Source organism: Clostridium brassicae (genome assembly GCF_026738875.1).
GTDB lineage: Bacteria > Bacillota > Clostridia > Clostridiales > Clostridiaceae > Clostridium_H > Clostridium_H brassicae.
Window position 1 is genome coordinate 142,186 of record NZ_JAPQFJ010000003.1, and the last position, 17,227, is coordinate 159,412.

Sequence of the window (17,227 nt, forward strand, 5' to 3'; positions counted from 1 at the left end):
GTGGGATTATTTGGAATGACAAAAGATATGGGTATAGACTTAGGAACAGCTAATACATTAGTGTATTTAAAGGGGAAAGGTATAATTTTAAGAGAACCCTCAGTTGTTGCTATAAATAAAATGACTAATAAGGTTTTAGCTGTTGGAGAAGAAGCTAAACAAATGATAGGAAGAACTCCAGGAAATATTGTAGCAATAAGACCTATGAAAGATGGGGTTATTGCAGATTTTGATGTTACAGAAGAAATGTTAAAAAACTTTATTTCTAAAGTTTGCTCAAAATCAGCTTTTACAGCTCCAAGAGTTGTTGTTTGTTTCCCATCAGGTGTAACTGCTGTGGAAAGAAGAGCTATAGAAGAAGCAACTAAAGGTGCAGGGGCAAGAGATGTTTATTTAATGGAAGAACCTATGGCTGCTGCAATAGGAGCAGGACTACCTGTAAATGAGCCAACAGGAAGCATGGTTGTAGATATTGGTGGAGGTACTACTGAAGTAGCGGTTATATCTTTAGGTGGTATTGTTACAAGTAAGTCATTAAGAGTAGCTGGAGATGAGCTTGATCAAGCTATTATAGCTTATATAAAGAAAGAATATAACTTAATGATAGGAGAAAGAACAGCTGAAAGTGTAAAAATCAAAATAGGATCAGCATATCCTACAGAGATAACTTTAGAGGAGCTTAATCAAGAAAATGCAAATAAATCTTCCTCAAAAGAAGAAGTATCTGAAGAAAAAACAGATATGAAAGAAAATGATACAGAAAAAACAGAATTAGATGCAGAAGAAAGCAAAGAAGATTTAAATGAAGCTAGTGTTGATTTAAGTAAAGAAAAGGTAGAGATACCTGAGCACAGAACTATGGAAATAAGAGGAAGAGATCTTGTGACAGGGCTTCCAAAAGTAATGATAATAACAGAAGAAGAGATTAGATCAGCATTAAAAGAGCCAGTTGCAGCTATTGTGGATGCAATTAAGACAAATTTAGAAAAGACACCACCGGAGCTTGCAGCAGATATAATGGATAAAGGAATAATGCTTACTGGAGGCGGAGCTAATTTAAAAGGGTTAGATAAGCTTATAAATAAGGAAACACATATGCCAGTTCATATAGCGGAATCACCATTAGACTGCGTAGCAGTAGGCGCAGGTAAAGCCTTAGATAATATAGATAAGCTTAACGGAAAATAGAACTATGAAATTTTTTAAAAATAAGCTGACAGTAACTGTTGTTGTACTGTCAGTTAGCTTTTTACTTTTAATCGGATATACATCCACAAGAAATAAAAAATCTACTGCAGAAAATGGTATAGGTGTTGCTTTGAATTCTGTTCAAGGTGTTATATATAATATTAATACTAAAATTAAAAATAATGTAAGCTTTCTTTTAAATTTTTCAAAAGTTAAGAATGAAAATGAAATACTTACCAGTGAAAACAATAAACTTAAAGATAAAGAGATAAAATATGATGCTCTTGAAAAAGAAAATGAAAGATTGAAGAGTATGCTAAAATTTAAATCTACAAAATCTCAATATAATTATGTAGGCTGTGATATTGTAGGAAAAAGTGGTAATAACTGGTTGGATGGTTTTGTTATAAATAGAGGAACTGATGATGGCATAAAAACAAGAATGGTAGTTGTAACTGGAGAAGGTTTGGTTGGACAGGTTACTTCTGTAGGTAAAAATGTGTCTATAGTTCAATCGTTGGTAAATGAAAATATTGCTGTTGCAGGTTTAGTTAATAGTACTAGAGAAAATGATGGAGTAGTAAAAGGATATAGAGATAATAATGATAAGTTGCTTGCAAAATTATATTATCTTCCTTTAACTTCTAAAATAAAAAAAGGAGATACTATTTTAACATCAGGATTAGGTGAATTATATCCTAAGGGTATAAAAATAGGAACGGTTATAGAAATAGAAGAAGATAAGGGTAAATTAGTTAAGAATGCTATTATTCAGCCAAGTGTAGATTTTAATAAATTGGAGGAAGTACTTGTAGTGGTTCCAACAAATGAAAGAGAAGTTAAATATGAGTTTTAAGGTGATCATATGAAAAAAACAGTTACATTAGTGTTGTTAAGTATTTTATTCTGCATACTGGATAATTCGCTTATGCCTTTTTTGCAAATTAAAGGATATTATCCAAGTCTTCTATTTGTTTTTATAATTTGTTATTCTATTATAAGTGACACTTGGAGTGGTTTGATTTTAGGTATATTTTGTGGATTTCTACAAGATATATATTTTTGTAATAGTTTAGGAATTAACATGTTAGTAAATATGCTGATGTGTCTTTTAGCCAATAGAGTAGGGAAAAATATATTTAAAGATAAGTTTATAGTTCCAGTATTAAGTAATTTTTTTATAAGCATATTAAAGGGATTTTTGATATTTGTGATACTTTATATTTTAAAGCAGCACATACCTATAGAATTTGTATTATACACAAGTGTGTATAATGGTATAGTTGCACTTTTTATGTATAAAAAGGTTTATAAACTTTGTCAAAAAGATTTTATGATAAAAAATTGGAGATTTTAAAGTGGTGATTTCTATTGAGTAAATTTAGTATTTTAGAAAGAAAAAATAAAAATTATGATGGACATAAAAAATTTAATAGGTATACTGCGTTAATAGTTTGTATGTTTTTTGTTTTTTCATTAATAGCTTCTAGATTAGCTTATCTTCAAATAGTTAAAGCAGATGAGTATAGAGAGGAAACAAGTAAAAAAGCTATAAGGAGTATTCCAATTGAGCCACCAAGAGGTAATATTATTGACTCTAAAGGAAGGGTATTAGCGGAAAGTAAACAGGGATATACTCTTGTTTTTACTGAAACAACTGAAAGTAAAAAAGAATTTTTTAATACTATGATTAAAGTATTCGATATCTTAGATAAAGAAGAAGAAAAGGGCCAAGGAGACAACTTTGAACTTAAGATTAATCCATTTAGATTTGAGTTTGATAGTGAAAACCCTAAAACAAGAAGATGGATGGAATTAAGATTTAAAAAAGATAGGGGAATGGATACTAAGGCCAAAAAAAAGCTTTTTGGTAATAAAAAGGATGAAGAATTAACGGATGCAGATAAAAAGAAAATAGACGAAGAATTGATGAAAGAAACACCAGAAGAAACATATAAATATTTATTAGAAACTTATGAAATAAGTGCAGAAGAAGATAAGTTGACATATACAGAACTTTTTAAGAAGTTAAAGAATAATAATTCAAAGGAAGAAGAGTCACTAGATTATTATTTAAAAATGTATAAAGTAAAAGGTAAAGATGAGGAAGCATTATTTAAAGATTTATATAAGAAAATGCCTAAAGATATTTTTGATAGTTTAGTTAAAAAATATAATGTTACTGTAAAAAAATATCCTTTAGAATTACAAAGAAGATTTATGCTAGTTAAGGATGCAATAAAAATGCAAAGCTTTCAGGGATTTAAACCTGTAGAAATTGCAACAAATTTAAAAAGAACAACTGCTTTTAAATTTATGCAGAAATATCAAGAACTCCCTGGAATAGAGGTTACTGTTAATCCTATAAGGGTTTATCCTAATGATAATTTAGGATCAGCTTTTATTGGATATCTATCAAAGATAAACTCAGAGCAAAAGGAAAAGTATGAGGAAAAAGGCTATGATGTAAATACGGATTATATAGGTGCTGCAGGGATAGAAGGTGCTTTTGAAAGTTCACTAAAAGGATCTAAAGGAACAAAAATAGTACAAATAAATAAATATGGAAGAATCATAAAAGAACTTGGAAGAAAAGAGCCTTATCCAGGAAAAACAGTACAACTTACTATTGATAATGAGCTTCAAAATACTGCTGAACAATCTCTTAATACAGTTATGAAGGAGCTGCAGAAACAAGGAAGAGAGCAAGATGTTGATACTACAAATGCTACAAGAGGAGCAGCAGTAGTTATAGACACAAAAACTGGTAAAATTTTAGCTTTAGCAAGTAATCCAACGTATAACCCCAATTTATTTGCAGTACCAGGAAGGTTAACTCCAGAACTACAAGCTCAATATTTTAACCCTGATTTAAAGGCTTTTGGAAAAGACTATGTTCAAAACCTAATGAATAGAAGTTGGGCAGCAAAAGAAGCCTATGCCAATAAGTCTGTGGATCAAGTTATAGATAGGTTGTTTCCTTTAGATAAAAGTATAAAGAATAACTCTACCATTAGACAGGATGTATATGATATATATCCAAAGCCATTGTATAATTATGCGACAAAGAGCCTTGTGCCTCCAGGATCCACATTTAAACCACTTGTTGGTTTAGCTGCCTTAGAAGAAGGGGTATATAGATTAGGAGACACAATGCATGATGATTATATGTTTACTGAAAATGGATACAAAGGTAAAGACTGGAATACATATAGCTTTGGAGACGTTGATTTAGTTAGAGCTATAGAGAAGTCTATAAATAACTTTTTCTTTAAATTGGGACATAAATTATTTAAAGCAGGTAAATATAATGGAGGATTTGATGCTATAGCCAATTATGCATGGAAATTTGGACTTGGTGCTCCTCAAGGGGCTAAGGCTGCTACAGGGATAGAAATACCTGAAAGATTTGGTCAAGTATATAATCTTGAATCAGGTAAGACAATCTTCTCAGCTTTATATATGAATAATTTATTGGGGCTTTTAAAGGCAGGAACGGATGCTAGAACGCCTAATTATAAACCTCATTATATAGGAGTGGACATTACAGAAGGAACAAATGATAGTGAGGATGTAAAGAAGTTAAAAGAAAAGTTGAGGAATAAAATTGTTGAAGAAATGAAAAAGAAGACCAAAGAAGGAAATAATGAAATAAAGAATATGTTTTTACAGTTATCAAATAAAGATGCTAATTTGAAGAAAAAATACGAAGCAGGCTACAATGAATATGTAAAAACTTATTCTGGAGATGCTAGCAAGAAAATGGCTTATGAAAAATATGTTTTAGAACAAGTTAATAAAGCATGGATGGCATCAATTTATACTATAGCAGATGCTTATTCAAACATATACAATCAGAACAACGTATATGATGCATCAATAGGTCAAGGAACAAACCAATTTACTCCACTTCAATTAGCAAGTTATATAGCTACACTTGTTAATGGAGGAACTAGATATAAAGCTCATTTAGTTGATAAAATATTGGATCAAGATGGTAAGGTTGTAAAAGAGTTTAAACCAGAAGTTTTAGAGAAAAACAATTTTAATCCTGATTATATTAAGGCAATTAAAGAAGGAATGAAGGATGTTACAGCAGGAGATGGTACAGCCAAAGCGGCTTTTAATGACTTCCCGATACCCAATGGAGGTAAAACAGGTTCTGCCACTTTCTCAAAAATTCAAGATGAGTTTGGAAGAACTTCCTATGGTGTGTTTACAGGATTTGCACCTTATGATAATCCTGAAATATCAGTTTGTGTTATAATATTTGATGGTGGACACGGTGGAAGTGCGGCTTATGTTGCAAGAGCAATTTACGAGAAATATTTTGAAGAGAGAATAAAGAAGGAAAAACCAGGATATTCACCAATGTATAATTTTAAGCTTCCAAATAATTCTCAGGGCGATCAAGAAAAAACAGAATCATCAGTTGACATGCCTGATATGAACCTTAATAATTAATGGTCTGTCTCAAAGTGAATTTTAAACACAATATATTGAAGTTTTAATTTAAAAATCAATCAATATATTGTGTTGTTTTCTATTTTAAGATAGCCATTTTAAAAAATATTTTTATTTACTAGAAGGAATTAAGGTAAAAATGTTGAAATATTGATATTGGAGGCTTTGGGAGGTTTTATATGGTGAAAGATGGTATAATTATTAAAGGTAATAAAGATGGTTTAAATGCTGTAATTGATATGAATAAATTTAGAGACTTTGAAGAAATGGTTGAAGAATTTATTGATAAATTAAGTGTAGGAAAAAAGTTTTATAGAGGAGCAACCTTAAAAATTACAACTCAACTAACAGAGTTAAGTGAAAGAGACGTAATAAAATTAAAGAGTATATTATTTGACGAGTTTATGATAAAGGAGTGTATTTTTGAAGATGAAAAAGAAACAAAAGTAAAATCATTTTCAGGAGTGTATGAAGGAAGGACAAAATTTTATCGTAAAACGCTAAGAAGTGGTCAAATAATAAGATATTCAGGTAATATTGTAATAATAGGAGATGTTAATCCTGGATCAGAGGTTTATGCGGGAGGCAATATAATAGTACTTGGAAATCTAAGAGGAAATGTACATGCTGGAAATACAGGAAATACTAGGGCAATTATAGCAGCGTTTAGATTACAACCAGAAATACTTCAAATAGCAAATATAGTGACAAGATCTCCTGAAGACGATGAAAAAACATATTATGCTGAAGTTGCCAGAATAAAAGACGATACAATAATAGTAGAGCCTTATTTACCTAATAAATTTTTGTAGTGGAGGAAAATGTATATGAGTGAAGCCATTGTAATAACATCAGGTAAAGGTGGAGTAGGTAAAACAACAACCACTGCTAATCTTGGAACAGCATTAGCTGCACTTGGTAAAAAAGTAGTAGTTGTAGATGGAGACACAGGACTTAGAAATTTAGATGTTCTTATGGGACTTGAAAACAGAATTGTATTCACTCTTTTAGATGTAGTTGAAGAGAGATGCAGATTAAAGCAAGCACTTATTAAAGACAAAAGATTTCCTAATTTATTTTTATTACCTACAGCACAAACTAGGGATAAAAATGAAGTGACTACTGGACATATGTTGAAGCTAATAAAAGAATTAAAAGAGGAATTTGATTACATACTTATTGATTGTCCTGCTGGAATAGAACAAGGCTTTGAAAATGCTATAATAGGAGCAGATAGAGCTATTGTAATAGTGAATCCAGAGGTTACTTCAGTAAGAGATGCAGACAGAGTCATAGGAAAGCTTGATGCAAAAGGTTTGGACAATCATCATTTAATTGTAAATAGGTTAGATTATGAGATGGTAAAAAGAGGAGATATGTTAGATGTAAGTGATATTCTTGATAGCTTAGCAATAAAATTGATAGGAGTTGTGCCTTCTGACGAAGAAATAACTGTTGCTACTAACAAAGGGGAACCTGTTGTATTAAATAATAGAGCAATGGCAGGGCAAGCTTTTAATAATATTGCTAAAAGAGTATTAGGAGAAGATATCCCCTTTACACAACAAAGTAGTAGTTCACAAACAGGATTTCTAGCATCTATAAAGAAAATATTCAAGTTTAAATAGGGGGTATTACATGGACTTTTTAAGATTTTTTTCAGGTAAACCTTCTTCGAAAGAAGTGGCGAAAGATAGATTAAAATTGATATTGATTCATGATAGAGCGAGTATCTCACCAGAACTTTTGGATATGATGAAGAGTGATATTTTAGCAGTTATATCTAAATATGTAGAAATAGACAATGGAACTATAGATGTACGTTTAACTAAAGAGGAAGAAATTGAGGGGGGCTCTCCAGCTTTGATAGCAAGTATTCCAATAAGAAAAATGAAAGAAAGATAATTGAAAAATTTAAAAGCTATGTATAATTTAAAATTTATACATAGCTTTTTTGCATTTATGTGATATAATCTTTATGTATGATGGAGGGATAACAGTGCTTGAAAAATTAAAAATTAGCAAAAAATTATTAAGAGAATTGGACTTTGGGATAATAATAACTGCGATACTTATAGTTCTTTTTAGTTGCATAAATATATATAGCGCTACTTTTAGAAAATCAGGAATTTATTTTTTTAAGCTTCAATTCATGTGGCTACTATTAGGTTTGGTAGTGATATATATTATTTTATTGGTAGATTATAACATAATAATTAACTATGCTCCCATACTATATTGGGGTGGAATTGCACTGCTTTTATTAAATAAGTTTCTTCTTGGAGGTACACGTAAAGGTGCTAATTCATGGATAGGTATAGGATCTAGAGCGATTCAGCCTTCTGAATTTGCTAAGCTTGGAATGATATTGATGCTTGCAAAGCTTATCAATGAGATGGAGGGCAGTATAAACGAGCCAAAAAATTTTTTTAAGATAGCAGCTTATGCTGTTTTACCTATGATTTTAATAGTTACTCAACCAGATATGGGAATGACTATGGTTACATTTTTTATAGCTCTTGGAATTTTCTTTATTGCAGGGCTTAAGTTAAAAGTTATATTTGGTGGATTAGGAGGAATTGTAGGTCTTATAGCGATTATATGGAATTCCCCTCTTATGAAAGCTTATTGGAAGCTTAGATTAAAATCATTCATAAATCCATCAGCTTATGATAAAGGAATGAGTTTTCAAAGAAATCAATCTTTAATGGCTATTGGATCAGGAAAGATAACTGGTGAAGGTTTTACAAATGGACTCCAGATAGCTAGTAGCAATGTTCCAGAGGCTCATACAGACTTTATATTTTCGGTAGTAGGTAATGAATGGGGGCTCATAGGTTCATTATTATTATTATTTCTTTACGGTATTATGCTATATAAATTCATTGGTATAGCTAAGAACTCAAAAGATGCATTTGGATCTATAGTGACTGTAGGAGTTATTTCAACATTTTTATTTTCTATATTACAAAATGTTGGTATGACTATAGGGATTATGCCAATTACAGGAATAACTCTTCCTCTTATGAGTTACGGTGGAAGTTCTATGCTTTCTAGTTTCATGTCTATAGGACTAGTTTTAAATATAGGTATGCGAAAGAAAAAAATTAATTTCTAGGGGGAGAAAATATGAGAATAGCATTAGTTGCACATGACAACAGAAAAGAAGAATTAATTGATTTAGTAAAAAGGTATAGAGAAGTATTTAAAAATCATGAGCTTTTTGCAACAGGGACTACTGGAAAACTTATAGGTGAAAAAGTAGAGCTTAATGTTCACAGATTTTTATCTGGGCCTTTAGGAGGAGATCAGCAGATAGGAGCAAGAGTTGCTACAGGGGAAATGGACATGGTTATATTTTTAAGAGATCCTCTAACAGCGCAACCTCACGAACCAGATGTTTCTGCACTTTTAAGAATTTGTGATGTTCATGGAGTTCCACTTGCTACAAATATCGGAAGTGCTGAAGTTTTTGTAAAAGCTCTTACTACAAAGAGATAGTATAATCAGTAGTTGTCAATTACTAAAAGAGCTTTTAAACAAGGTATTTAGAGATTAGTGACTAAAGATTAGATATTAAAATAAGTGCCTAATGATATAAACTATATCATTAGGCTTATTTTAATTTACTTTATATTTATCAAAGATATATCTATTTTAGGTTAAAAAATGTTTATTTTTTTACATAATAAGTGTGAAGAAGTTCATGAGCTTTTTTACTGTAAGGTTTATCTAAAAATTCTTTGTATAATTTTTGAATTGATGGATTTTCATGAGATTTTCTATATTGTTTGTTTTCATCTTCCTTATATAATGCCTCAATTCTCTTCTTTAGTATAGAAGTATCTCCATGAATATATGGCTGACCTCCGCCACCTATACATCCTCCAGGACAGGCCATTATTTCAATAAGATGATAGTTTGCTTTACCTTCCCTTATTAATTCAAGAAGATTAGAAGCATTGCCAAGGCCATTTGTTACAGCTACTTTTACCTCGGTACCATTTATTGTTAAAGAAGCTTCTTTAACCCCTTCATAGCCTCTTACAGATTTAAATTCTAAAGGAGGCCCGGATTTTTTAGTAATCCATTCATAAGCAGTACGCACAGCAGCCTCCATTACTCCACCAGAAGCACCGAAAATATCAGCAGCTCCTGTAGATTCTCCAAGTGGATTATCGAAACTATCATCTTCTAAAGAATTAAAATCAATTCCCGCTTCTTTAATCATTTTAGCGATTTCTCTAGTACTTAGTACAATATCTACATCTCTTATACCATCTCTTTGCATTTCATCTCTTGCAGCTTCATACTTTTTAGCTAGACATGGCATAATAGAAACTACAACTATTTTTTCAGGAGGAACATTAATTTTTTCTGCAAAATAAGTTTTAGCTATAGTTCCAAACATTTGCTGTGGTGATTTACAAGTGGAAGGAATATCTAATAAATCTGAAAAACGATGTTCAAGTAAGTTTATCCATGCAGGACAACAACTTGTTAACATAGGTAGTCTTCCATTATGTTCTAGCCTATGTACAAATTCAGCAGCTTCCTCCATTATAGTTAAATCAGCACCAAAGTTAGTGTCAAATATATAATCAAAGCCTAATTCTCTAAGAGCAGATACCATTTTACCAGTGACTAAAGTACCAGGTTCTAGATCAAACTCTTCTCCTAATGCTGCTCTTATAGCAGGAGCAGTTTCTACTACTACAATTTTGTCTGGATCATTTATTGCATCCCAAGCATTAGGTATGAAATTAACTTCTGTTAGAGCTGCAGTAGGACAAACAGCTACACATTGGCCACAGAAAGTGCAATTTGTTTCAGCCATAGGATCATTAAATGAAGGTGCAATAACTGTATTAAATCCTCTATTTATAGCAGATAATACATTACATTTTTGCACATCATTACACATAGTTTCACAACGCCTGCACAATATGCATTTATTCATATTTCTTATAATAGAATAGCTAGAATTATCAGTTTCATAATCAGGTTTTTTACCTTCATATCTTATTTCACGAATTCCTAATTCGGCAGCTAGAGATTGAAGTTCACAATGCATGTTTTTTTCACATAACAAACATTCTTCTGGATGAGCTGAAAGAAAAAGCTCAACTACGGTTCTTCGCGCTTTTATAGCTCTAATGGAATTAGTTTTAACTACCATTCCTTCTACTACTGGAGTAGAGCAAGCTGGAGCAAGATTTTTTTTACCTTCTACTTCAACTACACAAACTCTGCAAGAGCCAGGATCATTGATTGTTCTATCATCATGAAGTTTAAAATGACATAAAGTAGGAATGTGTATATTAAGCTTTTCGGCAGCTTTAAGGATAGAAGTTCCTTCATCTACTTGAACTTTTCTACCATTTATAGTTAAAGTTACTAAACTCAAAACTTTCACCTCTTTTGTACTATTTTTTTATTATTGCATCAACAGGACAAACTTCGTAACAAGTGCCACATTTGATACATCTTTCTTGATCAATAACATGTTTTTTTCTAACTTCTCCTATGATACAAGTTACAGGACATTCTTTTGCACATCTTGTGCAGCCAACACATTTATCTGTTATTTCAAATCTTAATAGATTTTTACAAGTTCCAGCAGGACAAGTTTTATCCTTTACGTGAGCTTCATATTCATCCATAAAGTAGTTCATAGTGCTTAATATAGGATTGGGAGATGTTTGACCAAGACCGCATAAGGAAGTATCCTTTATTATTTCTCCAAGTTCTTTTAAATTTGTTAAGTCTTGTTCAGTTCCTTTGCCTTCAGTTATCCTATCTAATATTTCATATAAACGAGTATTTCCTATTCTACATGGAGTGCATTTACCACAAGATTCGTCTAAAGTGAATTCTAAATAGAATTTTGCAATGTCTACCATACAATTATCCTCATCCATTACTATCATTCCACCTGATCCCATCATAGATCCTACAGAATTCAATGATTCATAATCGATAGGAGTATCTAATAAGGAGTAAGGAATACAACCACCAGAAGGACCACCAGTCTGAACAGCTTTAAATTTACGATTACCTCTTATTCCTCCTCCTATATCAAAGATAATTTCTCTTAGAGTAGTTCCCATAGGTACTTCTACAAGACCTACATTATTAATTTTGCCTGCTAAAGCAAAAACTTTTGTTCCTTTAGAAGTTTCTGTACCAATAGAAGTAAACCACTCTACACCGTTATTTATTATTGGTGGGATATTTGCAAAAGTTTCTACATTATTTACACTTGTCGGTTTATCCCATAAACCATGTTCTGCTGGGAATGGAGGTTTATTAGAGGGCTCGCCACGGTATCCTTCTATAGAGTGAATTAAAGCAGTTTCTTCTCCGCAAACGAAGGCACCTGCACCATATTTTAGTTCTATATCAAAATTAAATTTTGATCCTAATATATTATCACCAAGTAGACCATATTCATGAGCTTGTTTTATAGCTATTTTAAGCCTATTTATTGCTAAAGGATATTCTGCCCTTATATATATAAAGCCTTTAGAAGCGCCTATGGCATAGCCGGAAATTGCCATAGCTTCAAGTACACTATGAGGATCTCCTTCTAAGATAGAACGATCCATGAAAGCACCTGGATCCCCTTCATCTGCATTACATACTATAAATTTTTGATCATCTTTATTCTGCTTTGCAAAGTGCCATTTCTTGCCTGTGGGGAATCCACCACCGCCTCTTCCTCTTAATCCTGAATCACTTATTAATTTAATTACTTCATCTTGATTCATAGAAGACAATACTTTACCTAGTGCTAAATAGCCTTGAGCAGCTATAGCCTCTTTGATATCTTCAGGATTTATCAATCCACAGTTTCTAAGGGCAATTCTATACTGTTTCTTATAAAAAGACATTTCATCTTGGCGCTTTACTTTATCTTTTAAAGTAGGCTCTTCATATAATAGTTTTTCAACAATTTTTCCTTCTACTAAATGAGATTCAACAATTTCTTTTACATCTTCTGGTTTAACTTGAACATAAAAAACATTATCAGGTAGTATTTTTACTATAGGACCTTTTTCACAGAAACCAAAGCATCCAGTTATATGAACAGTTGTCATATCGGATAACCCATGATTTTTAATTTCATTTTCTAAAGAATCAATAATTTCGTAGCTATTAGAAGCTTTACATCCTGTTCCTCCACAAACTAGAATCTCTCTTTTGCATTTTTTATTTTCAACTAAAACTTCATCTTCGTGAGATAAATGTCTTAGATTTAATAATTGTTTAAATTCTTCATATTTTTCTTGTAGTTCTTCAAAGGATTTAATTTTACTCAAGTTTTAAACCTCCTTTTCTGAATAAGATTCAATTACTTTTTTTACATCTTCTTTTTTAAAATGTCCATAAACTTTATCATTTACTGTAACTACAGGAGCAAGGCCGCAAGCACCAACACATCTTAAAACTTCAATAGTAAAGTTACCATCTTCAGTAGTTTCACCAGCCTTTATATCTAACTCTTTTTCAAATTCTTCTAAAATTAAATTTGCACCTTTCACGAAACATGCTGTTCCCATACATATATTTATTACATATTTTCCTCTAGGTTTTGTTGTAAAATAAGAGTAGAAAGTTACTACTCCGTATACTTTAGTGACAGGTACATTTAATCTATAAGCTATATAACTTTGTACATCATCTGGAAGGTATCCAAAAATATGTTGAGCTTCATGAAGAGCTTCTATTAGAGAACTTTGATCATTAGGGATTTTATCTATGAATTGCTCTAATTTTTTAAACTTATCTTCCTTTATTTTGTTTGAGCACACAATATATACCTCCTTTTAATAGATTTATTAAAACTATTTTTAGCAATAAAGCAAGATATTATTATGATTTTAAATTTATAGTTTTCTTTTTTTATTTTTAGAAAAAGAAATGAAAGAATTATAAGTAAAAAATAATATAAATAAAAAAGACTATAGTCATATTACGACTATAGTCTTTGCTTTTAAATTTATAGTTTTTTAAATTTTTTCTTACATACCATAAGATAAGAAGTAATTAATAAAAGTAAAACAGGTATTTGATTATGGCTTGGACTATTTGCTGCATTATTTAAAGTTAATAAAGTATATAAAGATAAAAGCATACCACCAAGAGTTATAGGAATTCCTGAAAATGAACCATCAAAATCAGTAATATTAAATCTAGCTAATCTATAAGCTCCTGCAATAGGGAAAATTAAAGCTAATAAATATCCTGAAAGTCCAAGGTTACTAAAGTTATTAACATTAAATACTAATATAGAAGGTGCAACTCCAAAGGATATAAGATCAGCTAAAGAATCTAGTTCTTTACCAAGATCACTAGAGACGTTAAAGTGTCGTGCTAATCTTCCATCATATCTATCCATAATAGCTGAAATTATTATAAAATAGCATGCTAGTCTATAATTCTCTTGAAAACTCATAATCAATGATAAAATTCCAAAAGATAAATTACCTAAAGTAAATATATTTGGTATAGCATTTTTTACTTTTAACATAGTGTATCACTCCAAAATTTAATGACTTTATTATATGGTATCAAATATATCTTATATAGTCCTTATGGAAATCTTAAATACTTCTTAAATTTTAGTTAAATATTGAATAAATAAGAATATTTATAAACTAAAAATATTCTTATTTAAAACAATAGTGAATTTACAGCCCTTATCTTTATCTGTATCAAGATGAATAATTCCCCCATGCTTTTCTATTATTGTTTTTGTTATAGCAAGTCCTAAACCAGTGCCTCCACTCTTAGAATTTCTTGATGAATCTACTCTTACAAAAGGTTCAAATATGTCTTTAACAAGTTCTTTTGGTATACCTATCCCATTATCTTCAAAGATTATATTAAGTTTATATTGCATGTTTTCTATCTTTATTTTTAATGTTGTTCCTGAAGGATTATATTTTATACTATTTAGTATAAGGTTACTTATAGCTCTATCTAAGTTTTTATGATCAAATGATATTATAATTCCTTCTTCAGGTATATCAAAATCATAATGTATATTTTTCCCTTCCATTTGAGGTATATAAGCAGCTATTAATTCTCTTAAAAACTCACATATATCACCTTCTTTGGGTGATATGCTAAAGTCAGTACTTTCTAGCTTAGAATATTCGAATAAATCTTTGATTAAATCATTAGCCCTTATACTATTATTTTCAATGACTGATAAATATTTAATTTTTTCTTTTTCATCAATACTAGGATTTTTAATTAATAAATCAGAGTACCCAATGACACTGGCAAGTGGATTTTTTAAATCGTGAGATATATCCATGATTAGTTTTCTTCTGTTTTTTTCTGATTTCTCTTTCAAATTAGTTTCCTCTTCGATTTTAGCCGCCATTAAGTTAAAAGCTTCACTTAATTCTCCAAATTCATTTTCAGATTTTAGAGAAATTCTAGTTGAGTAATCTCCATCTGTAATTCTTTTTACACCATTTAATATTATTTTAAGAGGAGTTACGAAGTTTTTCGAAGTTAATCTAGAGTAAAGTAGTATTCCAAGGACAAGAGTTATCATATAAAAAAACAATATTGATTTTAATATAATGTTTGGCTTCAATTTAGAATCTTTAGTATATAGAGATTGTAGGTTTTTGCTAGGAATACCTACTACCAATAAGAATTCCTTATTTTTATTATAAGCAAAGCTATATATATAGTCATCTTCATATTCAAAAGCATCTTGGTGAGATAGAATCATTTCATGGTAATCTTTTCTAGTATACTTTTTTTTATTGTCAGGAGTATTTCCCTGTTTATATATAACATTTAAGTTTTTATCGATTATTTCAATAAACCCATTAACATCTAATATTTTTGAAACATCTATAGTTTTATAGTCATCTTTCATAAGATGAGTAGCTACTATTCTTGCTTGATCTATATTTTTTATTGAAATACTAGTAACATACATAATAATTATTAGACATACTACAAGTATAAAAGTCATTAAAAAATAAAGGAAAACATAATTTCTTAATAACAGGTTTGCAATTTTTCTTTTTCTTCTCTTATTTTTTTTTCTTATCATTTCGTATTCTCCAGTTTATATCCTATGCCGCGTACTGTTTTAAGGTGTCTTGGAGATTTTGGAACATCTTCTATTTTGTCTCTTAAATGACTTATATGAACCATTATAGTATTATCGTCGCCATAGTAGGGGTCTTGCCAAACAGCTTCATACAATTGTTTTTTTGTATATACCTTTCCTGGATTCTCCATCAGTAATTCCAAAATTTTATATTCTTTTGGATTTAAATCCACTACTTTATCATTTTTATATAAGGTGAAACTTTCTTTGTCAAGTTTTAAATCGCCTAGAGTAAGGGTAGAATTTATATGACCATTAGTATATTTATAATATCGTCTGAGTTGAGCAGCAACCCTTGCTATTACTTCAATGGGACTAAAAGGCTTTACTATATAATCATCCGCACCTAAGCCTAGTCCCAAAATTTTATCAGTATCTTCTACTCTAGCTGTAAGAAAAATAACTGGAATTTCGCTTGAAGATCTTATCTTCTTCAATACTTTAAAGCCATCTATGTAAGGCATCATAACATCAAGCAAAGCTAAATCTATATGTTCATTTTCAAAAATTTTCAAAGCTTCGATACCATTCTCAGCTTGGTATATAGTATAACCTTCTTTGCTTAAATGAAGTTCTAAAAGTTCCCTTATATCTTGTTCATCTTCTGCAATTAAAATATTCATTAAAATCACCTGCCTAAATAAATTTGTATAAGTTTAATGGTTACTTTTATGATATAGTAAAAATATTATTAAGTAAAGTTGAATTCAATTAAGCTAATGTATTATAGCTAGATTAATATTATATATCGAATTAATTATTTAACAACATGGTTAGATATTGGATAAGGTGAATTTGAAAGGAAGGCTTATGGATATGGAGAAGAACTATTTAACAAATGCATTAAACTTAGGTAAGGAACTATGTATTAAAAAAGTTATGAAAGGAGATATTGTAGTAGACGCCACTATGGGTAATGGAAATGATACAGTTTTTTTAGCCAAACTTGTAGGAGAGAATGGCAAAGTTTATGCTTTTGATATTCAAAAAGACGCTTTAGAAAATACTAAAGAAAAGATTATAAAACAAAATTTGGATAAGCAAGTTCAACTTATTAAAGATGGACACGAAAATATAGACAGATATGTAAAAGAAGAAGTTCAACTTGTTATGTTTAATCTAGGATATCTTCCTGGTAAAGATAAAAAAGTTACAACTAAAGCAAATACAACTTTGGTAGCAATAGAAAAATCACTTAATATTTTAAGAAAAAATGGAGTTGTTATTTTAATAATATATCATGGGCATGAAGAAGGAAAAAAAGAAAAAATCTTAATAGAGGATTATATTAAAAATTTAGGTCAAAAAGATTTTAATGTAATTGAATTATCTTTTGTTAATCAGATAAACAATCCGCCTATTTTAATTGCTATTGAGAAAAGATAACTGTATACTATTAAAATGTAAAATGAAAATATTTTATAGTTAAGT

General features: G+C 30.3%; 16 protein-coding genes. 10 read left to right on the top strand and 6 right to left on the bottom strand.

Translation table 11 applies throughout. The features are described 5' to 3' along the window. The 9 genes from OW729_RS04120 (at nucleotide 1) to OW729_RS04160 (ending at nucleotide 9,153) form a co-directional block, all read left to right on the top strand. Nucleotides 1-1,188 carry a rod shape-determining protein gene (locus OW729_RS04120; RefSeq protein WP_326498351.1) on the top strand — a complete coding sequence of 396 codons (1,188 nt, stop codon included), beginning with the start codon at nucleotides 1-3 and terminating at the stop codon, nucleotides 1,186-1,188. Nucleotides 1,189-1,192: 4 nt separating this feature from the next. Then, the gene (mreC, locus tag OW729_RS04125) at nucleotides 1,193-2,044 is read left to right on the top strand and encodes a rod shape-determining protein MreC (protein WP_268060188.1); all 852 of its coding nucleotides are present in this window, start codon (nucleotides 1,193-1,195) and stop codon (nucleotides 2,042-2,044) included. Between the two features lie 9 nt (nucleotides 2,045-2,053). Continuing rightward, nucleotides 2,054-2,545 carry a rod shape-determining protein MreD gene (gene mreD, locus OW729_RS04130; RefSeq protein WP_268060189.1) on the top strand — a complete coding sequence of 164 codons (492 nt, stop codon included), beginning with the start codon at nucleotides 2,054-2,056 and terminating at the stop codon, nucleotides 2,543-2,545. Between the two features lie 101 nt (nucleotides 2,546-2,646). Continuing rightward, on the top strand, nucleotides 2,647-5,652 hold the full coding sequence (locus OW729_RS04135) for a penicillin-binding transpeptidase domain-containing protein (RefSeq protein WP_268060398.1): 3,006 nt from the start codon (nucleotides 2,647-2,649) through the stop codon (nucleotides 5,650-5,652). A 179-nt stretch (nucleotides 5,653-5,831) separates the two neighbouring features. Beyond that, nucleotides 5,832-6,464, top strand: a complete 633-nt coding sequence (minC, locus tag OW729_RS04140) for a septum site-determining protein MinC (protein WP_268060190.1) — start codon at nucleotides 5,832-5,834, stop codon at nucleotides 6,462-6,464. Nucleotides 6,465-6,479: 15 nt separating this feature from the next. Then, nucleotides 6,480-7,280, top strand: a complete 801-nt coding sequence (gene minD / locus OW729_RS04145; RefSeq protein ID WP_268060191.1) for a septum site-determining protein MinD — start codon at nucleotides 6,480-6,482, stop codon at nucleotides 7,278-7,280. 10 nt (nucleotides 7,281-7,290) lie between these two features. Continuing rightward, entirely contained in the window at nucleotides 7,291-7,557 is a 267-nt protein-coding gene (gene minE, locus OW729_RS04150) for a cell division topological specificity factor MinE (RefSeq protein WP_268060192.1), read from the top strand. Between the two features lie 94 nt (nucleotides 7,558-7,651). Further along, nucleotides 7,652-8,770 carry a rod shape-determining protein RodA gene (rodA, locus tag OW729_RS04155; RefSeq protein WP_268060193.1) on the top strand — a complete coding sequence of 373 codons (1,119 nt, stop codon included), beginning with the start codon at nucleotides 7,652-7,654 and terminating at the stop codon, nucleotides 8,768-8,770. 11 nt (nucleotides 8,771-8,781) lie between these two features. After that, a complete protein-coding gene (locus tag OW729_RS04160) occupies nucleotides 8,782-9,153 on the top strand; it encodes a methylglyoxal synthase (protein WP_268060194.1) in 372 nt (123 codons plus the stop codon). A 172-nt stretch (nucleotides 9,154-9,325) separates the two neighbouring features. Here the strand turns inward: OW729_RS04160 and OW729_RS04165 are convergent, their stop codons facing one another. From OW729_RS04165 to OW729_RS04195, 6 genes are all read right to left on the bottom strand, one after another. Beyond that, on the bottom strand, nucleotides 9,326-11,059 hold the full coding sequence (locus OW729_RS04165) for an NADH-dependent [FeFe] hydrogenase, group A6 (RefSeq protein WP_268060195.1): 1,734 nt from the start codon (nucleotides 11,057-11,059) through the stop codon (nucleotides 9,326-9,328). A 19-nt stretch (nucleotides 11,060-11,078) separates the two neighbouring features. Beyond that, on the bottom strand, nucleotides 11,079-12,974 hold the full coding sequence (locus tag OW729_RS04170; protein ID WP_326498353.1) for an NADH-quinone oxidoreductase subunit NuoF: 1,896 nt from the start codon (nucleotides 12,972-12,974) through the stop codon (nucleotides 11,079-11,081). A 3-nt stretch (nucleotides 12,975-12,977) separates the two neighbouring features. Beyond that, nucleotides 12,978-13,466 (bottom strand): NADH-quinone oxidoreductase subunit NuoE, encoded by a 489-nt coding sequence (nuoE, locus tag OW729_RS04180; RefSeq protein WP_268060196.1) that lies wholly within the window; start codon nucleotides 13,464-13,466, stop codon nucleotides 12,978-12,980. Nucleotides 13,467-13,654: 188 nt separating this feature from the next. Next, nucleotides 13,655-14,185: a CDP-diacylglycerol--serine O-phosphatidyltransferase gene (gene pssA, locus OW729_RS04185; protein ID WP_268060197.1), complete on the bottom strand. Its 531-nt coding sequence runs from the start codon at nucleotides 14,183-14,185 to the stop codon at nucleotides 13,655-13,657. Between the two features lie 120 nt (nucleotides 14,186-14,305). Continuing rightward, on the bottom strand, nucleotides 14,306-15,736 hold the full coding sequence (locus OW729_RS04190) for a HAMP domain-containing sensor histidine kinase (protein ID WP_268060198.1): 1,431 nt from the start codon (nucleotides 15,734-15,736) through the stop codon (nucleotides 14,306-14,308). Beyond that, on the bottom strand, nucleotides 15,733-16,419 hold the full coding sequence (locus OW729_RS04195; RefSeq protein WP_268060200.1) for a response regulator transcription factor: 687 nt from the start codon (nucleotides 16,417-16,419) through the stop codon (nucleotides 15,733-15,735). Before OW729_RS04195 ends, OW729_RS04190 begins: the two co-directional genes overlap by 4 nt. Nucleotides 16,420-16,612: 193 nt before the next feature. Here OW729_RS04195 and OW729_RS04200 point away from each other — a divergent pair, with 193 nt between their 5' ends. Next, on the top strand, nucleotides 16,613-17,182 hold the full coding sequence (locus OW729_RS04200; RefSeq protein WP_268060202.1) for a tRNA (mnm(5)s(2)U34)-methyltransferase: 570 nt from the start codon (nucleotides 16,613-16,615) through the stop codon (nucleotides 17,180-17,182). Nucleotides 17,183-17,227: the final 45 nt, after the last annotated feature.

Excerpts from the sequence above, each read along its gene's own strand:
- mreC (WP_268060188.1), top strand. The coding sequence starts at position 1,193 with ATGAAATTTTTTAAAAATAAGCTGACAGTAACTGTTGTTGTACTGTCA.
- mreD (WP_268060189.1), top strand. The coding sequence starts at position 2,054 with ATGAAAAAAACAGTTACATTAGTGTTGTTAAGTATTTTATTCTGCATA.
- OW729_RS04135 (WP_268060398.1), top strand. The coding sequence starts at position 2,647 with ATGTTTTTTGTTTTTTCATTAATAGCTTCTAGATTAGCTTATCTTCAA.
- minC (WP_268060190.1), top strand. The coding sequence starts at position 5,832 with ATGGTGAAAGATGGTATAATTATTAAAGGTAATAAAGATGGTTTAAAT.
- minD (WP_268060191.1), top strand. The coding sequence starts at position 6,480 with ATGAGTGAAGCCATTGTAATAACATCAGGTAAAGGTGGAGTAGGTAAA.
- minE (WP_268060192.1), top strand. The coding sequence starts at position 7,291 with ATGGACTTTTTAAGATTTTTTTCAGGTAAACCTTCTTCGAAAGAAGTG.
- OW729_RS04160 (WP_268060194.1), top strand. The coding sequence starts at position 8,782 with ATGAGAATAGCATTAGTTGCACATGACAACAGAAAAGAAGAATTAATT.
- pssA (WP_268060197.1), bottom strand. The coding sequence starts at position 14,185 with ATGTTAAAAGTAAAAAATGCTATACCAAATATATTTACTTTAGGTAAT.
- OW729_RS04190 (WP_268060198.1), bottom strand. The coding sequence starts at position 15,736 with ATGATAAGAAAAAAAAATAAGAGAAGAAAAAGAAAAATTGCAAACCTG.
- OW729_RS04195 (WP_268060200.1), bottom strand. The coding sequence starts at position 16,419 with ATGAATATTTTAATTGCAGAAGATGAACAAGATATAAGGGAACTTTTA.
- OW729_RS04200 (WP_268060202.1), top strand. The coding sequence starts at position 16,613 with ATGGAGAAGAACTATTTAACAAATGCATTAAACTTAGGTAAGGAACTA.